This is a genomic window from Xenophilus arseniciresistens, assembly GCF_028023875.1.
In the GTDB taxonomy this organism is placed as follows: Bacteria; Pseudomonadota; Gammaproteobacteria; order Burkholderiales; family Burkholderiaceae_C; genus Xenophilus; species Xenophilus arseniciresistens.
In genome coordinates, this window is record NZ_JAQIPB010000010.1 from 190596 (window position 1) to 215940 (window position 25345).

The following is a 25345-nucleotide window of genomic DNA, read 5'->3' on the forward strand; positions in this document are numbered from 1 at the left end:
GCGATCAGAACCGCGCCTTCACCCCCAGCACCGGCCCCTGGAACTTCAGGCGTGCGCGCTGCAGGCCCGATTCGTCGCGCTTGAGGTCCACGTCGGTCACGGCGTAGGCCAGGGTCACGCCCACATGGCGCACGGGGAACCATTCCACGCCCAGTTGCGCGTTGTAGATGCTGCCGTGCACGCCGCCGCCGCCCTTGTGGATGCCCGAGCCGTCGAAGAACACGCGCAGGTCGGGCGAGAAGGCATGGCGCACGCCCACTTCCAGCATCGGCGCCACGGCATCGTCGCTGTCGCTGCGCGAGTAGTAGTCGTTCCAGCTCGTGAAGCCCAGGCCCGTGAGCGCGGCATTGGCGGCGCCGAAGGCCGTGGTGTCCAGCTTCACGCGGTAGTAGCCCAGCCCCGCGCCCAGGCCCACCACGGTGTTGCCGCTGCCGAACCAGTAGCGATAGCCCAGGCGCGCCACGTCCAGGCTGAAGTCCAGGTTCACGCCGCCCACGGCCGTGGCGCTGAACGGGCCGCTGGAATAGGTGCCGCCCACGGCCTCGTCGAAGTTGCTGCTGAATTGATAGGCATCAAAAGAGATGCCGTGGTTCCTGCCCAGCAGGAACTCACCCGACACGCGCGGCATGGTCTTGCGGCTGGTTTCGTAGGTGCCGGTGTCGTAGTAGGCCAGGCCGTTGCCGATGCCCGCGCCGATCTTGGGCTTGGCGCTGAAGGCGCCGACGGAAATGTTCATGCGGTCCAGCGCGGGCGACACGGTCTCGGGAGCGCCCTGCGCCCAGGCGGCGCTGTTGCAGGCACCCAGCGCCAGCAGGCCCAGGGCGGCGCCGCGGCTGTGCTTGCGCAGCTTGGAGGAAGACGGGGACGAAGAGGCACGGGGGAATGGCATGGAGGGCTCCGGAATTGACGAATGTTGCAAGCGGCAAGACAGTCGCATGAGCCTAAGTGCCGTGCATCGCCCCTCCTGTAGGTGGACGGCGTGACAAATGTCAGCAGGCGGCGCTGTGCCCCGCCTGCCGCCGCCCGCGCTGCGGGGCCGCCGTCAGCGGCCGGCCAGCGCGCGCAAGCTGTGGCGCACGATGGCCAGGCTGTAGTGGCTGGCCACCGCCGCCACGAAACGCGGGAAGTCGGTGTGGGCCGTGTCGTCGGCGCGGTCGGAGATGGTGCGCACCATGGCAAAGGGCAGGCTGTAGTCGTGGCAGACCTGGGCCAGCGCGGCGCCTTCCATTTCCACGGCCAGTGCGTCGGGCAGCGCGTCGCGCAGGGCCTGGCTTTCGTGCGCGGTGCAGACAAAGCGGTCGCCGCTGATGACCAGCCCGCGGTGTACGCGCGGCGCCTGCAAGCCGAACTCGGCCTGCGCGGCTGCACCCACCAGCGCGGCGGGGTCGGCCAGTGCCTGCGTGGCCGCCTGCATCAGCGCGTTCGACAGCGGTGCATCGGCATCGAAGCGCGCGCGGCCGGTCAGCGGCACCTCGTGCCGCGGGAACAGCGGCGAGGCGTCCATGTCGTGCTGCAGCAGCGCATCGGCCACCACCACGTCGCCCACGTTCACGCCGGTGCCCAGGCCGCCGGCCACGCCCGTGAACAGCAGCGCGCGCACGCCAAAGCGCTCGGCCAGCACCGTGGCTGTGGTGGCTGCTGCCACCTTGCCGATGCGCGAGAGCACCACCACCACGGGTGTGCCGTCGAGGTGGCCGCGCCAGAACTCGCGCCCGGCCACGCGCACCGGCGCCTCGTCGGGCATGGCCGCCAGCAGCGCGGCGATTTCCTCGTGCATGGCGCCGACGATGGCGATGGGCGCGGGTTCGGATGAAGCTTGCATGGGCCGCGGTACGCGCAGGGCAGGGAAGAAGAGAAAGGAAGGAGCCGTGGATTGTGCGCGGCCCGGTCAGGGTCAGCCGCGCACCGGCTCCAGCAGCGCGCGCTGCGTCAGCGCCTGCAGCAGCTCCAGCGTCTGCGTCTGCAACTGGTTGCGCGGGCCGCGCTGCGGCGTGACGAAGGAGACCACGCAGTCGATGGCGGGGTCGACGATGCGCTGCGCGACGATGCTTTCGTGCGCGCCCGAGTCGCGGATCATCGCCAGCGTGCCGATGGTCTGGCCCACGCCTTTTTCCACCAGCCGCAGGATGGCTTCCACGCCGTCCACCTCGTAGCCCACTTCAAAGCTCAGGCCCTTGCGCGTGGCTTCGGCCTCCACCAGCATGCGGATCGGGTTGGGCTGCGATGGCAGGATCAGCCGCTGCTGCGGCAGGGCCGAGAAGGCGACGCTCTGCGGCGCCTGCGCGCCCACCGTCTCGCGCGCCGACAGCAGGTACAGCGACTGCGTGCACAGCGGCTGCACCTGCAGCGAGCTGCTGGGCGGCGGGTCATAGAGCAGGGCGATGTCCACGCGGTCGCCGAGCATGCGGTCCACCAGCACGCGGCTGAGCCCTTCGACGATGGACAGCCGCGCCAGCGGGAATTCGGCCTGGAAGGCCTGCACCAGCGGCACGGCCAGGATGCGCCCCAGCGTGGGCGGCAGGCCCACGGTCACACGGCCGGTCAGGCGCGAGCTGTCGCCGGTGAAGATGTCGCGCGCCTCGTCCACCTGCTCGAAGATCTTGGCCACCAGCGCGCGCAGGCGGTGGCCCTCGTCGGTCAGATGAATGCCCCGGCCGTGGCGGTGGAACAGGTTGCGCCGCAGCTCCACCTCCAGCTGGCGGATGGAGCGGCTGATGGCGGGCTGGCTCATGTCCAGCGAAAGGGCGGCGCGGGTGAAGCTGCCGTATTCGGCAACCCGGGCGAAGTGCAGGAGCTGGTCGAGGTTCATGGGGCGACTCTTCGTGAACGCGAAAGCGCCGCCCCGCATGCGGCGGGTGGCGCCATCTCATGATCCCATGAAGCAAATTGCGGACCGGTCGCGCCCGCGCCCGCCTGCAACCGGCCTTGAACAGGTTCCTAGAACTGGTGCACCACGCCCACCGTCAGGCCGTTCTGGCGCCCGCCGCGCGCCGAATTGGCGCCGCTCTGGCCCGAGCTGACCGAGAAGCTGGCATTGCCTTCGTTGTCGATGCGCGCGACGGAGGTGTAGAGCGAAGTGCGCTTGCTCAGCGCGTAGTTGCCGCGCAGGATCAACAGGCGCGCCGAATCGGCACTGGCCTTGAGGTCGTAGCGCAGCACCTGGGCCGTGAGCGTGAACTGCGGCGTGAAGGCATAGCTGCCGCTGAGCGTCCAGATGTCGCTGCGCGGCGTGAGCGCAGAGGCGCCGTTGTCGCGCCGCACCAGGCCCAGGCCCACGCGCAGCTTGTCGAACTGCGCATAGCCCGAGACGGCCACGCGCCGGTCCAGCATGTCGCTGCGCAGGCCGCCGAAGGCGCCCGGCCCGCCGCGGTTGACGTCGGTCGCGATGGCGGCGCCCCAGCGCTTGTCGTCGTAGCGCAGCACGGCCGACCAGGCGCGGCAGGCGCGCTTGTCCGTCACACCCTCGCCGGGGCAGTTGGTGCCTGCGGGGCTGGGCCCGGCGTTCACCGCATCGCGGCCCAGGCTGTACAGCGCACCCACCGTGAAGCCGCCGAACTTGCCGCGCCAGGCGATCGAGTTGTCGGCGCGGGCGTTGGGAAAGTAGGAGTCCAGCGCCGCGATGCTGTGCGTGGCCGGCCCGACGAAGTCGGCGGCCGAGGTGGCGGTGCCGATCAGCGTGTACTGCCGGCCCAGCGACACCGTGCCCCAGCGCCCGCCCAGGCCCACCCAGGACTGGCGGCCGAAGCCGCGCCCGCCCTGGTTGAGCGTGCCGGTGTCGGGGCCGAAACCCATTTCCAGCGCGAAGCTCACGTTCAAGCCGTTGCCCAGGTCTTCACGGCCCCTGAAGCCCAGGCGCGAGGGCGTGCTGCCCGACAGCCCGGGCATGCGCGTGACCGAGGCACCGCCCGCGTCCAGGCTGCTCACGTGGTCGATGGCCACGTCCACGATGCCGTAGACCGCCACCGAGGAAGCCGCCTGCGCGGCCATCGGCAGCGCAGCGCCGGCCGCCAGCGTGATTCCCAAACAGGCCCTCATCCGTTTATTCATCGTCTTTTTTCCGTTCAGTTGAAATCGCGTGCGGCCGATGCTTTTTTGCAGGCGCACGCAGCAATCCGTCGTCACGCATTCATGCTAGGGACGGGCAAAAGACGAAGGCAGGGGCAAAAAAGGTCTACCTGCTATGCATGGAATTCATTGCACGCGATTCATTGCCATTCACGCGGCCCATGCATGCCGGCCCATGCACGCCGCACATAGCTGCTAGTGGGCTGGAAGTGCTGTTGCGCGCGCAGGGGCCTGCCTAGAATTTTTTCGTCGAACACACCCGAAGCGAAATCAATTCATGGACAAGCCGGCAATCACTCCATCCCCAGCGGCCTATGCGCACATCACCGTCACGCCCGTCTCGCCGCACATCGGCGCCGAGATCGGCGGCATCGACCTCACCGCGCCCCTGCCCGCGGCGCAGCTGGCTGAAGTCAAGCGCGCCTTTCTCGAATTCCAGGTCATCTTCTTTCGCGAGCAGAAGATCGGCTTCGACGACCAGATCCGCATCGCCTCCGAATTCGGCCCGCTGGGCCAGCACGTGGGCGTCAACACCATCAGCAAGAAGACCGACAACCCGCTGGTGCGCAAATTCCATTACGACGAGACCTCCAAGCGTGTCTCGGGCGAGAACTTCCACAGCGACCAGTCCTGCGCCGAGGTGCCGCCGCTGGGCAGCATGCTCTACAACCACACGGTGCCGCCGCACGGTGGCGGCGACACCATGTTCTCGAGCATGTACGCGGCCTACGAGGCGCTGTCGCCGCGCATGAAGCAGTACCTGGACGGCCTCACGGCCACGCATGACGGCACCCGCGTCTTCGGGCCCGGCACGCCGGTGTCGGTGCATCCGGTGATCACGCGCCACCCAGAAACGGGGCGCAAGGTGATCTTCGTGAACACCGACTTCACCTCGCACATCAACGAGGTCTCGCGCGCCGAAAGCGATGCTGTTCTGCAGTTCCTCTACCAGCACTGCAACCGCGCCGAATGGACCTGCCGCTTCCGCTGGCGCGACCATTCCATCGCCTTCTGGGACAACCGCTGCACGCACCACAAGGCCATCTGGGACTACTGGCCCCACGTGCGATCAGGCTTTCGGGTGCAGGTCGAAGGCACTGAATCGCCAAAGGCCGGCCGGCTGGACTGAGAGGAAGCGTCAAGGCGCTGTTTTTCAGATTGCATGTTTCCCCCTTTTTGAACAACTCCGCTGCGGCGGAGTTTTTTGATGGCAATGGCGCCGTGCGATCCGCCAATGCGCATGGGCATTTCAAGGCATGTGCCAGACGAATAGCCGCTAGTGCGCAGCCGCACTAGCTGCAGGGGGTTCGACCCCACAGAATCAGAAATCGTGGCGCGGTGCTTGCTCTCTTCGTGGCCACGTACCGCCGCCCCAATCTGCTTTCCAAATATTCGCTCCCATGAAAAGACGCTCCCTCCTTCGCCTGTTGCCTGCCGTGGCCGTGCCCGGCGCTGCTGCTGCGTGGTCGCCATCGCTGCTTGCTGCAACGCCGGCTTTTCCTTCAGGCGTCATCAAGATCGTGGTGCCCTTTGCGGCCGGCGGCTCCTCGGATCTGCTGGCGCGGGCGATAGCCAAGTCGATGGGCGAGAGCCTCAAGGCCACCGTGATCGTGGACAACCGGCCCGGTGCGGGCGGCGTGATCGCGATGGAGGCCGTGATGGCGGCGCCGGCCGACGGCCACACGCTGCTGCTGGCCACCAACGGCACGCACAGCATCGGCCCTGCGCTGTACCCGGGCCGCAGGATCGACCCGCTCAAGGCTTTCGCGCCCGTGGCCCGCATGCACAAGCTGGCCAATGTGCTGCTGCTCAACCCGCAGGTGCCGGCGCGCAACGTGGCCGAGCTCATCGCCCATGCCAAGGCCAACCCGGGCATGCTGAGCTTCGCTTCGGCGGGCAATGGCTCGGCCTCGCACCTGTTCGGCGAGCTGTTCAAGTCGCAGGCCGGCGTGGAGCTGATGCATGTGCCCTACCGCGGCGGCAGCGCTGCCATGCCGGACCTGGCCTCGGGCGCGGTGTCGATGATGTTCGAGACCATTCCCAACGCACTGGCCCAGGTCAAGGGCGGCCGGGTGCGCGCGCTGGGTGTGACCACGGCCACGCGCGCAGCAGGCGCGCCCGAGATCCCCACCATTGCCGAAAGCGGCCTGCCGGGCTTCGACGTGGCCTCCTGGAGCGGCCTGTGCGCGCCGGCCGGCACGCCGCCCGCCGTGCTGGCGCTGCTGAACGCGCAGGCCAACCAGGTCTCGCGCGACCCGGCCTACCTGCAGGTGCTGGCCAACCTGGCCGTGGAGCCCGTGATCGAGACGGCCGAGGCCATGGACGCCTACACGCGCCAGGACCTGGCGCGCTGGCAGCAGACGGTCAAGGCCGCGAAGATCCAGCTGGACTGAGCGGACCTCGGCTCAGCCCGCCGCGCGCCTGCGCGCCTCTTCGTCCACCAGGTCCTTCTTCGACAGCTTGCCCACGGGCGTCTTGGGCAGCTCGGCGCGGATCTCGAGTTCCTGCACCATCTCGTGCTTGCCCAGCCGGTCTTTCAGGAAGTGCTTGAGCGCGTCGATGTCGAAGGGCTCGGCACCGTCCTTGAGCTTGACGAAGGCCTTGGGCGACTGGCCGCGGTAGGCGTCCGGGATGCCGATCACGCAGACCTCGGCCACCGAGGGGTGCTCGTAGATCGCCTCTTCGAGCACGCGCGGGTAGACGTTGAAGCCGCCGCACAGCAGCATGTCCTTGGTGCGGTCGACGATGTAGACGAAGCCGTCGGCGTCCATGCGCGCCACGTCGCCGGTCCTGAAGTAGCCGTCTTGCGTCATGGCCTCGGCCGTGGCCTGCGGGTTGTTCCAGTAGCCCTTCATCACGTTGGGGCCCTGGATGCACATCTCGCCGGGCTGGCCCACGGGCACTTCCTGGCCCGAGCCGTCCAGCGCCAGGAACTTGAAGCGCACATGCGGCAGCGGCATGCCGCAGGAGCCGGCCTTGCGCTTGCCGCGCGCGGGCGTGAAGGTGCCGCTGGGCGAGGTCTCGGTCATGCCCCAGCCTTCGTTGAGGTGGCAGCCCGTGAGCTCGAAGAAGCGCTGCTCGATCTCCACCGGCAGCGGTGCGCCGCCCGAGCCGCAGAACTTGAGCGAGCGCAGGTCCAGCTCCCTGGCCTTGGGATGCGTGAGGATGCCCATGAACATGGTGGGCACGGCCGGGAAGACGGTGATCTTGCTGGCCGAAAGCTCCTGGATCACGGCATCGGCATCGAAGCGCGTGTGCAGCACCAGCGCCGCGCCCAGGCGGATGCCCAGCAGCATGGCCGCGCTCAGCGCATAGATGTGGAACAGCGGCAGCACCACCAGGAAGCGCTCCACGCCCTCGGCCAGGATGGGCGGATTGCCGCGCGTCGATTCGAGGTACTGCACGTTGGTCGCGCACAGGTTGGCATGCGTGAGCATGGCGCCCTTGGGCAGGCCGGTGGTGCCGCCCGTGTACTGCAGCACCACGATCTCCTCGCGCACGTCCTTCACGGCATGCGGCGTGAAGGCGCCGTCGTTGTCGAGCAGCGCGGCGAAGCTCAGCTGCCGCGCATCCTGCGCGCGCGGCGCGATCTGCTGGGCTTTCTCAAGGTGCGCGCGCACGGCCGCGGGCGCGCCTGCGAACTCGGCCAGGTCGCCCACGACCAGGTGCCTGAGGCGCGAGGGCCCCAGCTGCCGCGCGGTCTGCGGGTACAGGCTGGCGAGGTCCAGCGTGATCAGCACGTCGGTGCGGCTGTCCTCGATCTTGTGCGCGATCACGCGCTCGGCGTCCAGCGGCGAATAGTTGACCACCACGCCGCCGGCCTTGAGCACGCCGAAGAAGGCAATGATGTAGTGCGGGCTGTTGGGCAGGTACAGGCCCACATGCACGCCCGGCCCCACGCCCAGCTTCTGCAGGCCGCGCGCGGCCTGGTCGCTGAGCCGGTCCAGCTCGCGGTAGCTGATCGTGCGGCCCATGAACTCGATGGCGCTGTTGTCGGGCCAGCGCTGCACGGCGTCTTCGAGAAAGCGCGTGACCGGCTGCAGCGGCAGCTCGCAGTCCCAGCGCATGCCGCTGGGGTAGTGGGCCGTCCAGGGCATGGAAGCGGGGGCGGGGGATGAGGCGGGGCTGGCGGCTGCGGCCATGAAGGGTGTCTCCGGAAGCGATGTGGCAAGAGGCCACATGCATTCTTGTGCGCTTCGCGCACAGGGGGAATGCCCGCTGGCGCGCGGCATGACACGCGGGCGACAGCGGCGCTGCCCGCCCGGAAAAAAGGCGCCGCACGCGACTCGCGTGGGCGCCTGTGCGGCGGGCGCGCTGCTGCTGCGCGCGTGCCTTACTTGCTGTCGCGCAGCTCGCGCCGCAGGATCTTGCCCACCGGCGTCTTGGGCAGCTCGGTGCGGAACTCGATCACGCGCGGCTGCTTGTAGCCCGTGAGGTTGGCGCGGCAGAAGGCCTTGACGGCTTCTTCGGTCAGCGACTCGTCCTTCTTCACGATCACCAGCTTCACGGCCTCGCCGGTCTTCTCGTCGGGCACGCCCACCACCGCGCACTCGAGCACGCCAGGCAGGGCGGACACCACGTCCTCGACCTCGTTCGGATAGACGTTGAAGCCGCTGACCAGCACCATGTCCTTCTTGCGGTCGATGATCTTGAAGAAGCCGCGCGCATCCATGGTGCCGATGTCGCCGGTCTTGAAGTAGCCGTCGGTGGTCATGACCTTGGCCGTCTCGTCGGGCCGCTGCCAGTAGCCGGCCATCACCTGCGGGCCCTGGATGGCGATCTCGCCGGGCTGGCCCGCGGGCACTTCCTGGCCCGCGTCATCCAGCAGCTTGAAGGAGGTGCTGGGCAGCGGCACGCCGATGGTGCCCGAGAACTCCTTGCTGGTGGTCGGGTTGCAGCTGGCCGAGGGCGAGGTCTCCGACAGGCCGTAGCCCTCGCAGATCGGGCAGCCGGTCTTCTCGAGCCACAGCTTGGCCACGGCACTTTGCACCGCCATGCCGCCGCCCACCGAGATCTTCAGGTGGCTCCAGTCCACGGTGTTGAACTGCGGGTGGTTGGCCAGGCCGTTGAACAGCGTGTTCACGGCCGGGAAACTGTGCACCTTGTGCTTGGACAGCTCCTTGAGCACGGCCGGCAGGTCGCGCGGGTTGGGGATCAGGATCAGCTTGCCGCCCGTGCGCATGCTCAGCATCATGCCCACGGTGAACGCGAAGATGTGATACAGCGGCAGCGCGCACACGCTGGTGGGCTGTTCGCCCTGCGGCACGCGGTCCATCACGGGCTGGTTCCAGGCTTCGGACTGCAGCACGTTGGCGATGACGTTGCGATGCAGCAGCACCGCGCCCTTGCTCACGCCCGTGGTGCCGCCGGTGTACTGCAGCACGGCCACGTCCTCCGGTCCGACGGCCGGCGGCGTGAGCGTGCGGCCCGCGCCTTGCGAAAGCGCGTCATTGAAGCGCACCGCGCCGGGCAGGTTGAAGGCCGGCACCATCTTCTTGACGTTGCGCACCACGTAGTTGACCAGCGTGCCCTTGAGCAGGCCCAGCCGGTCGCCCATGGCCGCCAGCACCACATGCCTGACCTGCGTGGCGGCCATGCATTTCTGCAGCGTGGCGCCGAAGTTCTCCATGATCACGATGGCCTTGGCGCCCGAGTCCTTGAGCTGGTGCTCCAGCTCGCGCGCCGTGTACAGCGGGTTCACGTTCACCAGGATCAGCCCGGCCCGCAAAATGGCCGCGACCGCGATGGGGTACTGCGGGCAGTTGGGCATCATCACGGCCACGCGGTCGCCGCGCGCGAGGTTCAGGCTCTGCAGGTAGGCCGCAAAAGCCTGGCTCTGGCGGTCGGTCTCGCCATAGCTCAGGTCCTTGCCCATGAAGCTGTAGGCCGTGCGGTCGGCGTACTTGCGAAAGCTCTCCTCCATCAGGCCCACCAGCGAGCTGTACTGGCTCGCGTCGATGTCGGCGGGCACGCCGGCGGGATAGGCACTGAGCCAGGGACGTTCGGTCATAGGTCTGTCTCGCGTTCTAGGTTTTCGACAACAACAAGAAGAAGGGATGGCGCCGGCACATGCGGCGCGGGGGCCTTGGTGGCCCCCCGATGCCTGCGCATGCTAACCAATCCCCCGGGGCGCAGCGTCCCGGCGAAACCCCGGCACGGCCGCGCGCGCGGCCGGCGGGGGTTCTCAGCCCTTCAATGCGCCCAGGACCTCGTCGAGCATCTTCTTGGCATCGCCGAAGAGCATGCGGTTGTTCTCTTTGTAGAACAGCGGGTTGTCCACGCCCGCGTAGCCCGAGGCCATCGAGCGCTTCATCACGATGGAGGTCTTGGCCTTCCACACTTCCAGCACGGGCATGCCGGCGATGGGGCTGGTGGGGTCGTCCTGCGCCGCGGGGTTCACGATGTCGTTGGCGCCGATCACCATGGCCACGTCGGCCTGCGGGAAGTCCTCGTTGATCTCGTCCATCTCCATCACGATGTCGTAGGGCACCTTGGCTTCGGCCAGCAGCACGTTCATGTGGCCCGGCATGCGGCCGGCCACGGGGTGGATGGCAAAGCGCACTTCCACGCCCCGGCCGCGCAGGGTCTTCACGATCTCGTTGACCGTGTGCTGCGCCTGCGCCACCGCCATGCCGTAGCCGGGCACGATGATCACGCTGCGGGCCTCGCGCAGCAGCTCGGCGGTTTCGGCGGCGCTCACCGGCACGGCTTCGCCCTGCGGCTCGGCGGCCTCGCCCTTCTTGGCCGGCGTGCCGCCGCCCGAGCCGAAGCCGCCGGCGATCACGCTGATGAAGTTGCGGTTCATCGCGTTGCACATGATGTAGCTCAGGATCGCGCCCGAGGAGCCCACCAGCGCGCCCGTGACGATCAGCAGGTCGTTGCTCAACATGAAGCCCGTGGCCGCCGCCGCCCAGCCCGAGTAGCTGTTGAGCATGGACACCACCACCGGCATGTCGGCCCCGCCGATGGCCATGACCATGTGGATGCCGAAGAGCAGCGCGATCACGGTCATCACGATCAGCGGCAGCATGCCCGATTGCACGTCGGGTGCGGCAATGAAGCGCGCGCCGAAGCCGATCACCACCAGCAGCGCCACCAGGTTCAGCCAGTGGCGCGCCGGCAGCAGCAGCGGCTTGCCGCCGATCTTGCCGTTGAGCTTGCCGAAGGCGATCAGCGAGCCGCTGAAGGTGACGGCGCCGATCAGGATGCCGACGTAGATCTCCACCTCGTGGATCACCTTCTCGGCGCCCGCCAGCTGGATGGATGTGTCGACGTAGCTGGCAAAACCCACTAGGCAGGCCGCCAGGCCCACCAGCGAGTGCATGAGCGCGACCAGCTCGGGCATCTGGGTCATCTTCACGACCTTGGCCGCGTAGAGGCCGATGCCGCCGCCGATCACCAGCGCAGCCACGATCCAGGCGATGCCCGAGGTGCTGACGCTGGGCCCGAACACCGTGGCCAGCACGGCCAGCGCCATGCCGACCATGCCGAACAGGTTGCCGCGGCGCGAGGTCTCGGGGTTGGAGAGCCCTCCCAGGCTCAGGATGAACAGGATGGCGGCGCCCAGGTAGGCCACCGTCGCAAGGCTTTGAGACATGATCGTTGCTCCTCTTCGTTCTTGTTGTTGTTCTTACTTGCGGAACATGTCCAGCATGCGCCGCGTGACGGCGAAGCCACCGAACATGTTCACGGCCGTCAGCACCAGCGCGGCGAAGGCCAGCCACTGGATCAGCCCGTCGGGCCGCCCGTTCATCCCGGCGCCGGGCGGCGCGATCTGCACCAGCGCGCCGATGGCGATGATGCTGGAGATGGCGTTGGTCACGCTCATCAGCGGCGTGTGCAGCGCGGGCGTCACGTTCCACACCACCATGTAGCCGATGAAGCAGGCCAGCACGAAGACCGTGAAGTGGCCCAGGAAGGCCGCCGGCGCATAGGCGCCGATGAACCAGAACGCGACGGCCGCGACGGCGAAGAGGATGGCCAGGGTTTTTGCCGGCAGCGGGCCGCTCGCGCCATGGCCGTGGCCGCCTTTCTTCTGCTCGACCGGGGCTGCGGCGGCCTTGGGCGCCGGCGGGCTCGCCTGCTGCAGCGGCGGCGCGGGCCAGGTGATGGCGCCGTCCTTGATCACCGTGAGGCCGCGGATCGCGTCGTCCTCCATGTTGACCACGGCGCGGCCATCCTTGGCCTTGCACAGCTCCTCGAGCAGGCGCAGCAGGTTGGTGGCATACAGCGTGGACGACTGCCGGGCCAGGCGCGAGGCCAGGTCGGTGTAGCCGATGATCGTCACGCCATGGCGCACCACGGCCTCGCCCGGCACCGTGAGTTCGCAGTTGCCGCCCTGTTCGGCCGCCATGTCCACGATCACGCTGCCGGGCTTCATGGTCTGCACCATCTCGGCCGTGATCAGCTTGGGCGCCGGCTTGCCGGGGATCAGCGCGGTGGTGATGATGATGTCGGACTCCTTGGCCTGCTGCGCGTACATGGCGCGCTGCGCGGCCTGGAAGCCTTCGCTCATCACCTTGGCGTAGCCGCCACCGCCCGAGCCTTCTTCCTCGTAGTCGACCTTCACGAACTCGCCGCCCAGCGACTTGACCTGGTCGGCCACCTCGGCGCGCGTGTCGTTGGCGCGCACGATGGCGCCCAGGTTGGCCGCGGTGCCGATGGCCGCCAGGCCGGCCACGCCGGCGCCTGCGATGAAGACCTTGGCCGGCGGCACCTTGCCCGCGGCCGTGATCTGGCCGTTGAAGAAGCGGCCGAAGGCATTGGCGGCTTCGATCACGGCGCGGTAACCCGAGACGCCGGCCGTCGAGGTCAGCGCGTCCATCTTCTGGGCGCGGCTCAAGGTGCGCGGCAGGCAGTCGATGGCCAGCACCGTGGCCCGGCGCGCAGCCAGCTGCTGCATCAGGTCGGGGTTCTGCGCCGGCCAGATGAAGTCGATCAGCAGGCTGCCTTCGCGCAGCAGGCCCGCTTCCTCGGGGCTGGGCGGGCGCACCTTGAGCACGATGTCCGATGCCGCCCACAGGGCCGCCGCATCCGCGATGACCTCGGCGCCCGCGGCGCGATAGGCCTCGTCACTGAAGTTGGCGGCTTCGCCGGCGCCGGATTGCACCGCCACCTTGAAGCCGAGCTTGATCAGCTTCTCCACCACTTCGGGCACGGTGGCCACACGCTTTTCGCCGGGATGGCTTTCCCGGGGCACGCCGATGCACTGCACCGCCGGGACAAGGCTGCTGGACATGGAATCTCCTCGCGTTCGGGTTCTTCTTCTCGGTCCTGCGCAGTCTGGATGCAGCGGGCCCGGACCTGTGGTTCGGCCGGCACCGCGTGCAGACCGCGCCGCAGCTTACACGAGGCGCGCAGCCGCACATGACGCCGACAGGGCAGTGCGGGCATAGGCGCGGCCTTGAGCGCTTTTGTGTCTGCCGGCTTTTTAATTGAGATATTTGATATACGAACGTCGCAACTCTGTGTACAAGTTCGCGGTCTTTTCTGCGCCGGGCCCTTCTGTCAAGCGGGGCTTGGGCCTAGACTTGTCACATAAATGACAGGGAGACTTCGCTATGCGCATTGCAGCTCTGGACGATGAGCCCAGCCAGCTTGACTTGATCCGACAAACCCTGGAGGGGCTGGGACACGAATGTCACGGCTTCCCCGACGGACGCAGTCTGCTGCGGGCCCTGCGCCAGGAGAGCTTCGACCTCCTGGTGCTGGACTGGACCCTGCCCGACATGTCCGGGCCGGACGTGGTCAGGGTCATCCGCCAGGAGATGCTGAACCGGCTGCCGGTGCTGTTCGTCACCAACCGGCGCGAAGAGGCCGACCTGGTCGAGGGCCTCAGCGTGGGCGCCGACGACTTCATGGCCAAGCCCATCCGCCAGGGCGAACTGACGGCGCGCGTGGCGGCCCTGCTGCGCCGGGCCTACCCGGGCCAGCACGAGGCTGAAGTCAGCTTCGGCCCCTATCACTTCCTGCCCCATTCGCGCAGCCTGAAGATGAATGGCGCGCCGATCGAGCTCAAGCACCGCGAGTACGAGCTGGCCCTGTTCCTGTTCCAGAACATGGGCCGCCTGCTGTCGCGCGAGCACCTGCGCGAGTCGGTGTGGGGGCAGGGCCCCGAGGCAGCCTCGCGCTCGCTGGACACCCACATCTCCCGGCTGCGTACCAAGCTGGACCTGCGACCCAGCAACGGCTTCTTGCTGTCGGCCATCTACGGACTGGGCTACCGGCTCGAAGCCATCGATGTCGATACGCTGAACACGCGCGAGGGCACACCCGAGCCGGCGGGCTGAGAGCACCCCGCGCCCGCATCCGCACCGCTTCTTCGCCGCATTGGCCCTTCGGTGCCTTGCCGTGCACGCGCCTGCGTCCGCGCCTGAATCCTCGGCTGCCCTGAGGACGGCCCATTGGCTGGGTCGGCGCGGCAGCTGGGCCTATTTCTCCCTGGGCTGCCTGCTCCTGGCCGCGCTGCTGAGCTGGGTGCGCCCCTTCACCAGCATCGACCGCCTGCTGCAGGACCACACGCTGGCGCACTGGCATCGCCACCATGGCGATGACATCGTGATCGTCGAGCTCGACGAGCGCTCGCTGGAGGTGATGGGCCGCGACCTCTGGAACCGCTCGCTGCACGCGCGGGTGCTTCAGAACATCGCGGCCCAGGCCCCGCGCTGCATCGGTCTGGATCTGCCGCTGTCGGACCGCGATGCACCCGACGTGCAGGAAAACGCGCTGCTGGCCGCGCAGATCGAGCGCAGCGGCTGCGTGGTGCTGCCGATGCGGCTGGAGATGCGCGGCTCCGGCGCGCCCTTCGAGCGCACGCCCACGCTGGAGCTGGCGCGCGTGGCCAGTGCCATCGGCCACGACCATCTCGAGGTGGATGCCGACGGCGTGGTGCGCAGCGTCTACGCGAGGGAGGGCTTCGAGGGGCGCCTGTGGCCCCACTTCGTGGACGTGCTCCAGAAGGCGGCGCAGGCGGACGCGTCTGCCGCTGCGCCCTTGCCCTTTCCGCCGCTGCCCGCGCCGCCCGGCGCCATGCAGGGGCCATGGCAGCAGCAGGACAAGCAGGTGCTGATGTTCAGCGAAGGCAAGCCGCCGTTTCGACGCATCTCCTATTTCGATGTCTGGGCCGGCCATGCACCGGCCGACATCTTCACGGCGCGCTATGTGCTCGTGGGCATCACGGCGCAGGGCGCGGCCCAGTTCCATGGCACGCCCGTGCAGGACAAATGGGCCCCGCGTGCCGCCGTGGAGATCTACGCCTATCTGCTGGAAGGACGCATCGACGACAAGCCGGTGGCCGTGAGCCAGCCCTGGCAGGACGTGATGCTGAACCTGCTGCCGCTGACGGTGCTGCTGCTGTGCCTGCAGCGGCTGCGGCCCTGGGGCATGCTGGCGCTCGTCCTGGGCCTGCAGGCCTTCCTCATCGGCGTGCAGTTGGCGCGGCCCTGGCTGGGGCTGCAGTTCTCGCCCGCCGTGGGCTTTCTGGCGCTGCTGGTGGTCTACCCCGCGTGGATCGGGCTGCGGCTGGGCCTGGCGCTGCGCCGCATCCGCAACACCACGGCCGAACTCAATTCGGAGTTCGACGGCTTTCCGCTCCTGCCCGCGCCGATCGCCGGTGGCAACGGCGACTTCCTGGATCGCCAGGTCAGCGCGCTGTCGCAGGCCGCGATCCGCATGCGCGACCTGCACCGCTTCGCGCGCGACGGCCTGGACCACCTGCCCGACCCGCTGCTGGTGCTGGACGTGCGCGCCCATGTGCTCATCGCCAATCGTGCGGCGCTGATCCATTGGGGTGCGGCCGACCTGGCGGCGCAGGACGCGCACGCGCTGCTGGGCAACTTGAAGGTGCGCGCCAACGGCAGTGCCATGGTACCGCCCGGTGCTCTGGGCCAGAGCCTGGCGCCGCGCATGGGCGAAGCCACCGACGACCAGGAGCGGTCGCTGCTCGTGCGCTGCGTGCCCTTTTTCGACACCCTGCAGCGCCATGTGGGCTGGATGGTGGCCCTGGTGGACATCACGCGCATGCGCCAGGCCCAGAGCCAGCGTGACGAGGCGCTGCGCTTCATCTCGCACGACATGCGCGAGCCCATGGCCGCGATCCTCACGGTGCTGCAACTGCTTCGCGCGCCGGTGGATGCCGCTTCGCTGCCGCGGATGCTGGAGCGCATCCACCGTCATGCGAGCACCGGCCTGGAGCTGGCCGACGGCTTCGTGAACGTGGCAAGGGTCGAGGTGCAGGCCTTCCAGCCCACCTGTGTGGACCTGGTGCCGCTGCTGCAGGAGGCGGTGGACCTGGCCTGGGTGCAGGGGCGGGCGCGGCAGGTGGACGTGCGCATCACGCATGGCCCGGCGCAGGCCTGCGTGCGGGGCGACCGCAGCCTGCTGCGCCGCGCTCTGGCCAATGTGATGAGCAACGCGCTGAAGTACTCCCCGACGGGCGGCGAAGTGTTGTGCTGGATCGACGAAGGGCCTGAAAGCTGGCGGCTGAGCGTGCGCGATCAGGGGCCGGGCATCCCGCCCGAGCTACAGTCGCAGCTCTTCGTGCCCTTCCATCGCCTGCACCATGAATCGCACCCCGAGGTGCATGGCGTGGGGCTGGGCCTGCTGCTGGTCCGCACGGTGATGCAGCGCCACGGCGGCGGTGTGCAGATCCAGAGCGCCGCCGGCGACGGCTGTTGCGTGAGCCTGCAACTGGTGCGGATCGAACCCGAAGACTTGACGACCGACTTCGGCACCGACTCAACACAACAACACGCCCCATGACGATGAGCATGCCTGCCCCTCCCACCGTGCGTTGGCGCCCCAACGTGACCGTCGCCGCGATCATCGAGCACCAGGGGCGCTTCCTGCTGGTGGAAGAACACACCGACCGCGGCCTCAAGCTCAACACGCCCGCAGGCCACCTGGATCCGGGCGAGTCGCCGGCCGAAGGCTGCGCGCGCGAGGCCCTCGAAGAAACGGCCCACCACTTCAGGCCCACGGGGCTGGTGGGCATCTACATGGCGCGCTTCGAACGGGCCACGCCCGGCGATCAGGGCGAGACCGACATCACCTACATGCGCTTCGCCTTCTGCGGCGAGCTGGGTGCCTTCGAGCCGGACCTGCCGCTGGACACCGGCATCGAGCGCACCGTGTGGATGACGCCCGATGAGATCCGCGCTTCGGTGAGCCGCCATCGCAGCCCCCTGCTGCTGCAGTGCGTGCAAGACTACCTGGCCGGCCAGCGCTATCCGCTGGGGCTGTTCCACATGGACCCGTCGATCCGGGCCCCGGGCCCCGCCTGAGCCTGTGCGCGCTCAGGCCGCGGCGGCCATCGGCACGGCTTGCGCGGCCGCGATGACGCCGCCGCCCAGGCAGACCTCGCCGTCGTAGAGCACGGCCGACTGGCCCGGCGTCACGGCCCATTGCGGGTGCGCGGGCGGGAAGACCAGCTGGAAGCCGCGTTCGCCATCGGCCTGCAGCGTGCCGGGTGCATCGGCCTGGCGGTAGCGCGTCTTCACGCCGTACTCGCCTGTCGCGGGCGCATGGCCTGCCACCCAGCTTGCATCGTCGGCCTGCAGCCCTTGCGACAGCAGCCACGGATGGTCATGGCCCTGCACCACCCACAGGGTGTTGCGTTCCACGTCCTTGCGCGCCACGAACCAGGGCGCGTGCTCGCCGCCGCCGCGCTGGGCTCCCTTTTCCTTGACGCCGCCGATGCCCAGCCCCTGGCGCTGGCCCAGCGTGTAGAAGGACAGGCCGTGGTGCTCGCCCAGCACGCGCCCGCGCGCATCCTTGATCGGGCCCGGCGCCTTGCTGATGTAGCGGTTGAGGAATTCGCGAAACGGCCGCTCGCCGATGAAGCAGATGCCGGTCGAGTCCTTCTTGGCCGCCACGGGCAGGCCGATCTCGGTGGCGATGCGGCGCACTTCGGTCTTGTGCAGCTCGCCCACCGGGAACAGCGCCTTGCTCAGCTGCGCCTGATTCAGCCGGTGCAAAAAGTAGCTCTGGTCCTTGGCCGGGTCCAGGCCCTTGAGCAGCTCGTACAGGCCCGTGTTCGCGTTGTGGCGCACGCGGGCATAGTGGCCGGTGGCGATCTTCTGCGCGCCCAGGCGCATCGCATGGTCCAGGAAGGCCTTGAACTTGATCTCGGCATTGCACAGCACGTCGGGGTTGGGCGTGCGGCCGGCCTGGTACTCGCGCAGGAACTCCGCGAACACGCGGTCCTTGTAGTCGGCGGCGAAGTTGACGTGCTCGATCTCGATGCCCAGCACGTCGGCCACGCTGGCGGCGTCCACGAAATCGGCATTCGACGAGCAGTACTCGCTGTCGTCGTCATCCTCCCAGTTCTTCATGAAGATGCCGACCACCTCGTGCCCCTGCTTCTTGAGCAGATGGGCCGTGACGGCGGAATCCACGCCGCCCGACAGGCCGACGACGATGCGGTGATGGGTCATGCCCCGATTGTCGATAAACGCGCCGGCAGGCGCTCTGGCAGGGCTTTGCGCGCCAAACAGCAACGCTTCAGCTGCCCCCTTGAGGGGGAGGGGCCGCAGGCGCCTTGGGGGCAGGCTATTTCAACCAGCCTCGCTTGCGGAAGTACAGCATGGGCCCCAGGGCGCTGGCCACCATCAGAGCCAGGGCGTAGGGGTAGCCCAGCGCCCAGTCCAGTTCGGGCATGAACTTGAAGTTCATCCCGTACACGCTGGCCACCAGCGTGGGCGGCAGCAGCGCCACGCTGGCCACCGAGAACAGCTTGATGATCTTGTTCTGGTTGATGTTGATGAAACCGACGGTCGCATCCATCAGGAAGTTGATCTTGTCGAACAGGAAGGCCGTGTGGCTGTCCAGCGACTCGATGTCGCGCAGGATCTGGCGCGCGTCCTCGAACTGCTCGGCGTCCAGCATGCGCTGGCGCATCATGAAGCTGACGGCGCGGCGCGTGTCCATCGCGTTGCGGCGGATGCGACCGTTCATGTCTTCCTGGCGCGCGATCAGGCCCAGCACCTCGCTGGCCGTTTCGTCGCTCACGTTGCCGCGCAGCACGCGCTTGCCGGCTTCCTCGAGTTCGTCATAGATGCCCTCGAGCGTATCGGCCGAGTACTCGGCGTCGCCGTCGAACAGTGCCAGCAGCACGTCCTTGGCATCGGTGATCAGGCCGGGCGCGCGGCGCGCGCGCATGCGCAGCAGCCGGAACACCGGCACGTCCTCGTCGTGAATCGAAAAAAGCACGCCGCGGCTCTTGAGCTCGGCGTTGTGCTGGTTGAGGATGAAGGCCACGCGCACGTTGCGCGGCTCGTCGGGGTCGGCGATCAGAAAGTCGCTGCGCACATGGAGGTCGCCGTTGTCTTCCTCGTAGAAGCGCGCGGATTCCTCGATGTCCTCGTCGGTCACGTCCTCGGGAATGGACAGGCCGTAGTACTGCTTGACCCAGCGCTTTTCCTCCACCGTGGGCGACTCCAGGTCGACCCAGATGGGCTGGAAATGCGAGAGCTCCTCCAGCGACTCGATCTCTTCCTGGGCGAGACGGCCGTTGGCAAGGGTGAAGATGTTGAGCATGGCGTGCTCCCCGGCGAAAAGGCTTGAGACGAAAAGAAAACGGGGTGGGGCGCTTTCAATGTCCTCGCCATGGCCGGACGGGCACTCAGGCGGGCATTGAAAGCTGCCAAGACGGGGCGGTTTCCATGAGGACTCTCCGGTGGTTGCAGCGGCGCGGATTATGGCACTGCAACAACAGTGTCCCGCACATGACTGGATGGGTATCCAGTACATTTGCGCTCTGCTGCCCCTTCGCCATGTTGTCCCTTCCCGAGCTCGATTCCGCCCCGGACCTCGCCCTGAACGCGCGGCTTGCGCAGGCCTTGGCCACCTTGAACGAGGCCCAGCGCCAGGCCGTCGAACACGGGCTGGCGCGCTCGGCCGCCGAGGCCGCGCAGGCGAGCGCGCTGCTGGTGATCGCGGGCGCCGGCTCGGGCAAGACCAGCACGCTGGCGCATCGCGTGGCCACGCTCATCGCGCGCGGGGCCGATCCGCAGCGCATCCTCCTGTTGACCTTCTCGCGCCGCGCGGCGCAGGAGATGTCGCGCCGCGCCGGCCAGGTGGCCGCACGCGTGATGGGCCTTCGCGGCGAGGCCGTGCCAGCCCTGCCCTGGGCCGGCACCTTCCACGGCGTGGGCGCGCGCCTGCTGCGCGACTACGCGCCGCAGATCGGCCTGGACGCGGACTTCACCATCCACGACCGCGGCGACGCCGAGGACCTGATGGGCTGGGTGCGCCACGAGCTGGGGCTGTCGTCCTCGGCGCGCCGCTTTCCCCTCAAGAGCACCTGCCTCTCGATCTACTCGCGCTGCGTGAACACGCAGGCGCCGCTGGCGCAGGTGCTGGCCCACAGCTTTCCCTGGTGCGCCGATTGGGTGGAAGCGCTGCCGCGTTTGTTCGCGGCCTATGTGGAGGCCAAGGCGCAGCAGAACGTGCTGGATTACGACGACCTGCTGCTGGCCTGGGCCGAGATGATGGCCGAGCCCGCGCTGGCCGCCGAGGTGGGCGCGCGCTTCGACCATGTGCTGGTCGATGAGTACCAGGACACCAACCGCCTGCAGGCCCGCATCCTGCTGCAGCTGCGGCCCGATGGCGCGGGCGTCACGGCGGTTGGCGATGACGCGCAGTCCATCTATTCCTTCCGCGGCGCCACGGTGCACAACATCCTGCAGTTTCCGCAGCAGTTCGCGCGGCCCGCGCAGGTGGTGGCGCTGGAGCGCAACTACCGCTCCACCCAGCCCATCCTCGATGCCTCCAACGCCGTGATGGCGCATGCCACCGAGCGCCATGCCAAGCAGCTGTGGACCGACAAGGCTTCGGCCGGCAAGCCGCAGCTGGTGCTGGTGGCCGACGAGGCCGCGCAGGCCCATTGGGTGGCCGACCGCACCCTGGAACTGCGCGAGAACGGGCTCACGCTCAAGCAGCAGGCGGTGCTGTTTCGCACCGCCAGCCACAGCGCGGCCCTCGAGCTGGAGCTGGTGCGCCGCAACATTCCCTTCGTCAAGTTCGGCGGCCTCAAATTCCTGGAAGCCACGCACATCAAGGACCTGCTGGCGCTGCTGCGCTTCGTGCACAACCCGCGCAGCCGGCTGGCCGGCTTCAGGGCCGTGCAGCTGCTGCCCGGCATTGGCCCTGCCACGGCCGCCCGGCTGCTCGACGCCATGCAGGCGGCGGCCGACCCCGCGGCCGCGCTGCAGGCCTTCGAGCCGCCTGCCAACGCGCAGCAGGCCTGGCAGGACTTCGCGCGCGTCTGGCACGCCCTGCGGCACGAGGCCGGCTGGCCCGCGCAGATGGAACTGGCCCAGCAGTGGTACCAGCCGCACCTGGAGCGCCTGCACGAAGACGCCATGGTGCGTGCCGGCGACATCGCGCAATTGGTGCAACTGGCCGCCGGCTATGCCTCGCGCGAGCGCTTCATCACCGAGCTGACGCTGGACCCGCCCGAATCCACCAGCGACCGGCCCGGCCCGCCCCTGCTCGACGAGGACTACCTGATCCTCTCGACCATCCATTCGGCCAAGGGCCAGGAGTGGAACGCCGTCTCGGTGCTCAACGTGGTCGACGGCTGCATGCCCGCAGACGTGGTGCAGGGCGCCCACGAGCTGGAGGAAGAGCGCCGCCTGCTCTACGTGGCCATGACGCGGGCCCGCGATCACCTGCACCTGGTGCAGCCGCAGCGCTTTCACGTCACGCAGCAGACGCCGCGCGGCGACCGGCACATGTATGCGGGCCGCACGCGTTTCATCCCCGATGCCGACCTGGGCGGCTACGAACGGCAGACCTGGCCGCCGCCGGCGCCGCAGCCGGTGTTTGTCCCTGCGCCGCCTGCGGTCATGGACCTGCGCGAGCGCCTGCGCAAGGCCTGGCGCTGAGCGGCCCCGGCGGGCCGCATGCCGCGCGGGGAAGCGCGACGCTGCTACAGCCCGTGCAGCACCTGTGCGCAGGCCCGCAGGCTTTTGACGAAGTGGGGCACAGCCGGTATTGCAAATCCGTGACAGCGCGGGCATAGTGAATTCGACAGCCGACGCTTCCTACTTTCTCCCCTTCCTCCTCCCCCTCTTTTCTTCCCCTTCTCTTCCTCCCCTTCATTCCTGGCGTTCGCGCCTTCACGAAAAAAATCTGTCCAGCGCACGAGCAGTTTTCCCGCAGACGGCTGGCTTCCCGGGCGGCCGTCTTTTCCCAACCGTCAATTCCAGGAGGTATTCATGAATTTGACGATCAGCGGTCATCACCTCGACGTCACCCCCGCACTGCGCAGCTACGTGACCAGCAAGCTAGACCGGATCACCCGGCACTTCGATCAGGTGGTCGACGTCAAGGTGATCCTGACGGTGGAAAAGCAGAAGGAGAAGGAAAAGCGGCAGCGCGCGGAATGCAACATCCACGTCAAGGGCAACGACATGTTCGCCGAGTCCAGCCACTTCGACCTCTATGCCGCGGTGGATGAACTGGTGGACAAGCTGGATCGGCAAGTGGTGCGGCACAAGGACCGCATGCAGGATCACCACCACGTGGCGCCCAAGCGCGTCATTCAATGATGAATGAGCCAATGATGTAGCCTTTGGTGGTGCATCCTGCGGAGCCCCGAGCGGGGCTCTTGGGGCAAGCCCTCTTGCCAAGCCGCCTTCGGGCGGTTTGTTGTTTCTGGTGCATCGCGGCCCACGGATGCATAATCGCGCCCCGAATCCCACCATGAACAGACTCGCGTCCATCCTGCCGTCCGCTCAAGTGCTCGTGAGCGTCGATGCCACCAGCAAGAAGCGTGCTTTCGAAGAAGCGGGCTTGCTGTTCGAGAACCTCCATGGCCTGAGCCGGGCCCTGATCACCGACAGTCTGTTCGCGCGCGAGCGCCTGGGCTCCACCGGGCTGGGGCATGCGGTGGCCATTCCGCATGGGCGCATCAAGGGCCTGAAGTCGCCCATGGCGGCCGTGTTCCGGCTGGCCAATCCCATCGGTTTCGACGCCCCCGACGAGCAGCCCGTCGTGCTGCTGATCTTCCTGCTGGTGCCCGAGGCGGCCACGCAGAAGCACCTGGAGATCCTGTCGGAGATTGCCGAGATGCTCAGCGACGCGCCGCTGCGCGAGAAGATCAAGTCCAGCACCGACGCCGTCGAACTGCATGGCCTGATCGCCGGCTGGCGCTCCACCCAGACGGCCTGAAGGCGCCGCAGCCGACGGTGAAACCCACGGTCATCAGCGCCGATGCGATGTTCGAGGAGTTCCGCGGCTCGCTGCGCTGGGAATGGCTGGCGGGTCTGGGTGCTTCGGAGCGGCAGTTCGACGCCGATGTGATCAGCCGGGCCCAGTCGGCTGCAGACCTGGTCGGCTACCTCAACTACATCCATCCCTACCGCGTACAGATCCTGGGCGCGCGCGAGGTGGCCTACCTCACGCGCAGCACGACCGAGGATTGCGAGCGCCGCATCGCGCGCATCGTCACGCTGGAGCCGCCCATGCTGGTGCTGGCCGATGGGCAGGCGCCGCCAGAGGAACTGCTGTCGGTGTGCGAGCGCGCCCAGCTGCCGCTGTTTGCCACGCGCGAATCCGCAGCCTTCGTCATCGACGTGCTGCGCGCCTACCTGTCCAAGCACTTCGCCGAGCGCACGTCGATGCACGGCGTGTTCATGGACATCCTGGGCATGGGCGTGATGATCACGGGCGAGTCGGGCCTTGGAAAGAGCGAGCTGGGCCTGGAGCTGATCTCGCGCGGCAACGGCCTGGTGGCCGATGACGCGGTGGACCTGTTTCGCATCAACCAGGCCACCATCGAGGGCCGCTGCCCCGAGCTGCTGCAGAACCTCCTGGAAGTGCGCGGCATCGGCCTGCTGGACATCAAGGCCATCTTTGGCGAGACGGCCGTGCGCCGCAAGATGCGCCTGAAGCTGATCGTGCATCTGGTGCGGCGCGACTCCTTCGAGCGCGACTACGAACGCCTGCCGGCCGAGCCCCTCACGCAGGACGTGCTGGGCGTGCCGATCCGCAAGGCCGTGATCCAGGTGGTGGCCGGGCGCAACATCGCCGTGCTGGTGGAGGCTGCCGTGCGCAACTCCATCCTGCAGTTGCGCGGCATCGACACCTATGCCGATTTCGTGGCCCGCCACCACAAGGCCATGGAAGGCTGAAGCGCCTCCTGCCTGCTACTTGGCCGTGCGCGCCAGGTAGCGCTTGCGCCAGAACACCAGCACCAGCCCCACGGCGATGGCCAGCATCAGCGCCATCGCGATCCAGAAGCCGTCGGCCTTGTGGACCAGCGGCACGAACTCGAAGTTCATGCCGAAGATGCCCGCGATCAGGTTCAGTGGCAGGAACACGGCCGTGAGCACCGTGAGCACGCGCATGATGTCGTTGGTGCGGTGGCTCTGCACACTGAAGTGCAGCTGCACGGCGGTCTCGGCGTTCTGTTCCAGCCGCCTCACGTGGTGCACCACGCGCTGGATGTGCTCGAGCAGGTCGCGGCTGCGCACCAGCAGCAGTTCGCGCTCGCGCTGGCCCTCGGCCGTGGTCGGCGGCGCCAGGGTTTCGACGGCATCGATCCAGTCCTGCATGGCCGCACGCTGGTCCTCGCAGATTTCGTCCAGGTGGTGCAGGGCCTGGCGCGACTGCATCAGCGCGCTCCAGTTGGAAAAACGCGTCTTGGGGTCGATCAGCTCGGCCTGCCAGTGGTCGAGCTGGCGCGTGAGCTCGCGCCGCAGCTCCAGGTAGCCGTCCACGATCTGGTTGAGGATGCGCAGCATCAGATCGGCCGGGCTGGTCGGCAGCCGGGCCGAGGTGGCGCGCGCGTCCAGGGCCGGCGCCGCGGCCGGCGCGCTGGCCGCCAGCAGCCGCGCGGCCATGGCCTCTCGCATGCTGGCGTCGGCCGGATGCACGGTGAGCAGCACGCGGTCGAACACCACGAAGCCCACGGGGCGGGTGTCGATGCGGCGCAGCGCCGGCGGGCCATGGCGCAGGGCTGCGCTTGGCGCGGGCGCGGGGGCCGTGGCGGCGCCGGCGGCCAGGCGCCGCATCACCAGCAGGTCGTAGCTGGAGGTGTAGTCGTAGTGCGAGGGCAACTGCTCGTTGAGCAGATCGCTGACGTGCAGGTCCACCAGCGTGCTGCCGCCCAGCGAGTGCAGCGCGCGCTGGATGCCGGCCAGATCGGCTTGCAGTTCCTCGCGCGTGACGGACAGCCACAGAAAGCCCGCCGACGCGCCGGCGGCCAGCAGCGGCGCAAGCTCGGCGTGCTCCTGCACGCGGCTGGGCTGGATCTGGAGGATGCGCATCGTGCGCG

The 25345-nt window shown here is 68.3% G+C and carries 20 protein-coding genes; 9 read left to right on the forward strand and 11 right to left on the reverse strand.

The features are described 5' to 3' along the window. Positions 1 to 4 precede the first annotated feature (4 nt). From PGB34_RS19805 to PGB34_RS19820, 4 genes are all read right to left on the reverse strand, one after another. Positions 5 to 889, reverse strand: a complete 885-nt coding sequence (locus PGB34_RS19805) for a hypothetical protein (RefSeq protein ID WP_271429828.1) — start codon at positions 887 to 889, stop codon at positions 5 to 7. Positions 890 to 1042: 153 nt separating this feature from the next. Continuing rightward, positions 1043 to 1822 (reverse strand): 5'-methylthioadenosine/adenosylhomocysteine nucleosidase, encoded by a 780-nt coding sequence (locus PGB34_RS19810; RefSeq protein ID WP_271429829.1) that lies wholly within the window; start codon positions 1820 to 1822, stop codon positions 1043 to 1045. Between the two features lie 72 nt (positions 1823 to 1894). Continuing rightward, positions 1895 to 2809, reverse strand: a complete 915-nt coding sequence (locus PGB34_RS19815; RefSeq protein ID WP_271429830.1) for a LysR family transcriptional regulator — start codon at positions 2807 to 2809, stop codon at positions 1895 to 1897. A 128-nt stretch (positions 2810 to 2937) separates the two neighbouring features. After that, complete coding sequence (locus PGB34_RS19820; protein WP_408647931.1) at positions 2938 to 4035, reverse strand: porin; 1098 nt, start codon at positions 4033 to 4035, stop codon at positions 2938 to 2940. Positions 4036 to 4342: 307 nt separating this feature from the next. On the opposite strand from PGB34_RS19820, the gene PGB34_RS19825 reads away from it, so the two are divergent. Together PGB34_RS19825 and PGB34_RS19830 are read left to right on the forward strand one after the other, a co-directional pair. Next, the gene (locus PGB34_RS19825; protein ID WP_271429832.1) at positions 4343 to 5194 is read left to right on the forward strand and encodes a TauD/TfdA dioxygenase family protein; all 852 of its coding nucleotides are present in this window, start codon (positions 4343 to 4345) and stop codon (positions 5192 to 5194) included. Positions 5195 to 5465: 271 nt separating this feature from the next. Then, positions 5466 to 6458, forward strand: a complete 993-nt coding sequence (locus PGB34_RS19830) for a Bug family tripartite tricarboxylate transporter substrate binding protein (protein WP_271429833.1) — start codon at positions 5466 to 5468, stop codon at positions 6456 to 6458. A 12-nt stretch (positions 6459 to 6470) separates the two neighbouring features. On the opposite strand, the gene PGB34_RS19835 is transcribed toward PGB34_RS19830, so the two are convergent. The 4 genes from PGB34_RS19835 to PGB34_RS19850 all read right to left on the reverse strand — a co-directional run bounded on the left by PGB34_RS19835 (position 6471) and on the right by PGB34_RS19850 (position 13303). Then, positions 6471 to 8207 (reverse strand): long-chain-fatty-acid--CoA ligase, encoded by a 1737-nt coding sequence (locus tag PGB34_RS19835; protein ID WP_271429834.1) that lies wholly within the window; start codon positions 8205 to 8207, stop codon positions 6471 to 6473. A 191-nt stretch (positions 8208 to 8398) separates the two neighbouring features. Further along, positions 8399 to 10075 (reverse strand): long-chain-fatty-acid--CoA ligase, encoded by a 1677-nt coding sequence (locus PGB34_RS19840; RefSeq protein ID WP_271429835.1) that lies wholly within the window; start codon positions 10073 to 10075, stop codon positions 8399 to 8401. 174 nt (positions 10076 to 10249) lie between these two features. Then, positions 10250 to 11662: a Re/Si-specific NAD(P)(+) transhydrogenase subunit beta gene (gene pntB / locus PGB34_RS19845; RefSeq protein WP_271429836.1), complete on the reverse strand. Its 1413-nt coding sequence runs from the start codon at positions 11660 to 11662 to the stop codon at positions 10250 to 10252. A 33-nt stretch (positions 11663 to 11695) separates the two neighbouring features. Next, positions 11696 to 13303 (reverse strand): Re/Si-specific NAD(P)(+) transhydrogenase subunit alpha, encoded by a 1608-nt coding sequence (locus PGB34_RS19850; protein ID WP_271429837.1) that lies wholly within the window; start codon positions 13301 to 13303, stop codon positions 11696 to 11698. 322 nt (positions 13304 to 13625) lie between these two features. Here PGB34_RS19850 and PGB34_RS19855 point away from each other — a divergent pair, with 322 nt between their 5' ends. The 3 genes from PGB34_RS19855 (at position 13626) to PGB34_RS19865 (ending at position 17345) form a co-directional block, all read left to right on the forward strand. After that, complete coding sequence (locus PGB34_RS19855; RefSeq protein WP_271429838.1) at positions 13626 to 14354, forward strand: response regulator transcription factor; 729 nt, start codon at positions 13626 to 13628, stop codon at positions 14352 to 14354. Between the two features lie 61 nt (positions 14355 to 14415). Beyond that, a complete protein-coding gene (locus PGB34_RS19860; RefSeq protein WP_271429839.1) occupies positions 14416 to 16824 on the forward strand; it encodes a CHASE2 and HATPase_c domain-containing protein in 2409 nt (802 codons plus the stop codon). Between the two features lie 2 nt (positions 16825 to 16826). Then, on the forward strand, positions 16827 to 17345 hold the full coding sequence (locus PGB34_RS19865; RefSeq protein WP_408647929.1) for an NUDIX hydrolase: 519 nt from the start codon (positions 16827 to 16829) through the stop codon (positions 17343 to 17345). Between the two features lie 12 nt (positions 17346 to 17357). Here the strand turns inward: PGB34_RS19865 and mnmA are convergent, their stop codons facing one another. Beyond that, positions 17358 to 18497 (reverse strand): tRNA 2-thiouridine(34) synthase MnmA, encoded by a 1140-nt coding sequence (mnmA, locus tag PGB34_RS19870; RefSeq protein ID WP_271429840.1) that lies wholly within the window; start codon positions 18495 to 18497, stop codon positions 17358 to 17360. 115 nt (positions 18498 to 18612) lie between these two features. After that, on the reverse strand, positions 18613 to 19599 hold the full coding sequence (corA, locus tag PGB34_RS19875) for a magnesium/cobalt transporter CorA (protein WP_271429841.1): 987 nt from the start codon (positions 19597 to 19599) through the stop codon (positions 18613 to 18615). 236 nt (positions 19600 to 19835) lie between these two features. Here corA and PGB34_RS19880 point away from each other — a divergent pair, with 236 nt between their 5' ends. The 4 genes from PGB34_RS19880 (at position 19836) to hprK (ending at position 24200) form a co-directional block, all read left to right on the forward strand. Continuing rightward, on the forward strand, positions 19836 to 21950 hold the full coding sequence (locus PGB34_RS19880) for an ATP-dependent helicase (RefSeq protein WP_271429842.1): 2115 nt from the start codon (positions 19836 to 19838) through the stop codon (positions 21948 to 21950). Between the two features lie 333 nt (positions 21951 to 22283). Continuing rightward, entirely contained in the window at positions 22284 to 22616 is a 333-nt protein-coding gene (hpf, locus tag PGB34_RS19885; protein ID WP_271429843.1) for a ribosome hibernation-promoting factor, HPF/YfiA family, read from the forward strand. Positions 22617 to 22770: 154 nt separating this feature from the next. Continuing rightward, positions 22771 to 23238, forward strand: a complete 468-nt coding sequence (locus PGB34_RS19890; RefSeq protein ID WP_271429844.1) for a PTS sugar transporter subunit IIA — start codon at positions 22771 to 22773, stop codon at positions 23236 to 23238. A 17-nt stretch (positions 23239 to 23255) separates the two neighbouring features. Next, positions 23256 to 24200, forward strand: coding sequence for an HPr(Ser) kinase/phosphatase (gene hprK, locus PGB34_RS19895; RefSeq protein ID WP_271429845.1), 945 nt, complete (start codon positions 23256 to 23258; stop codon positions 24198 to 24200). A gap of 15 nt (positions 24201 to 24215) precedes the next feature. Here hprK and PGB34_RS19900 read toward each other — a convergent pair whose 3' ends face one another. After that, positions 24216 to 25337, reverse strand: a complete 1122-nt coding sequence (locus PGB34_RS19900) for a magnesium transporter CorA family protein (RefSeq protein WP_271429846.1) — start codon at positions 25335 to 25337, stop codon at positions 24216 to 24218. Between the last annotated feature and the right edge of the window lie 8 nt (positions 25338 to 25345).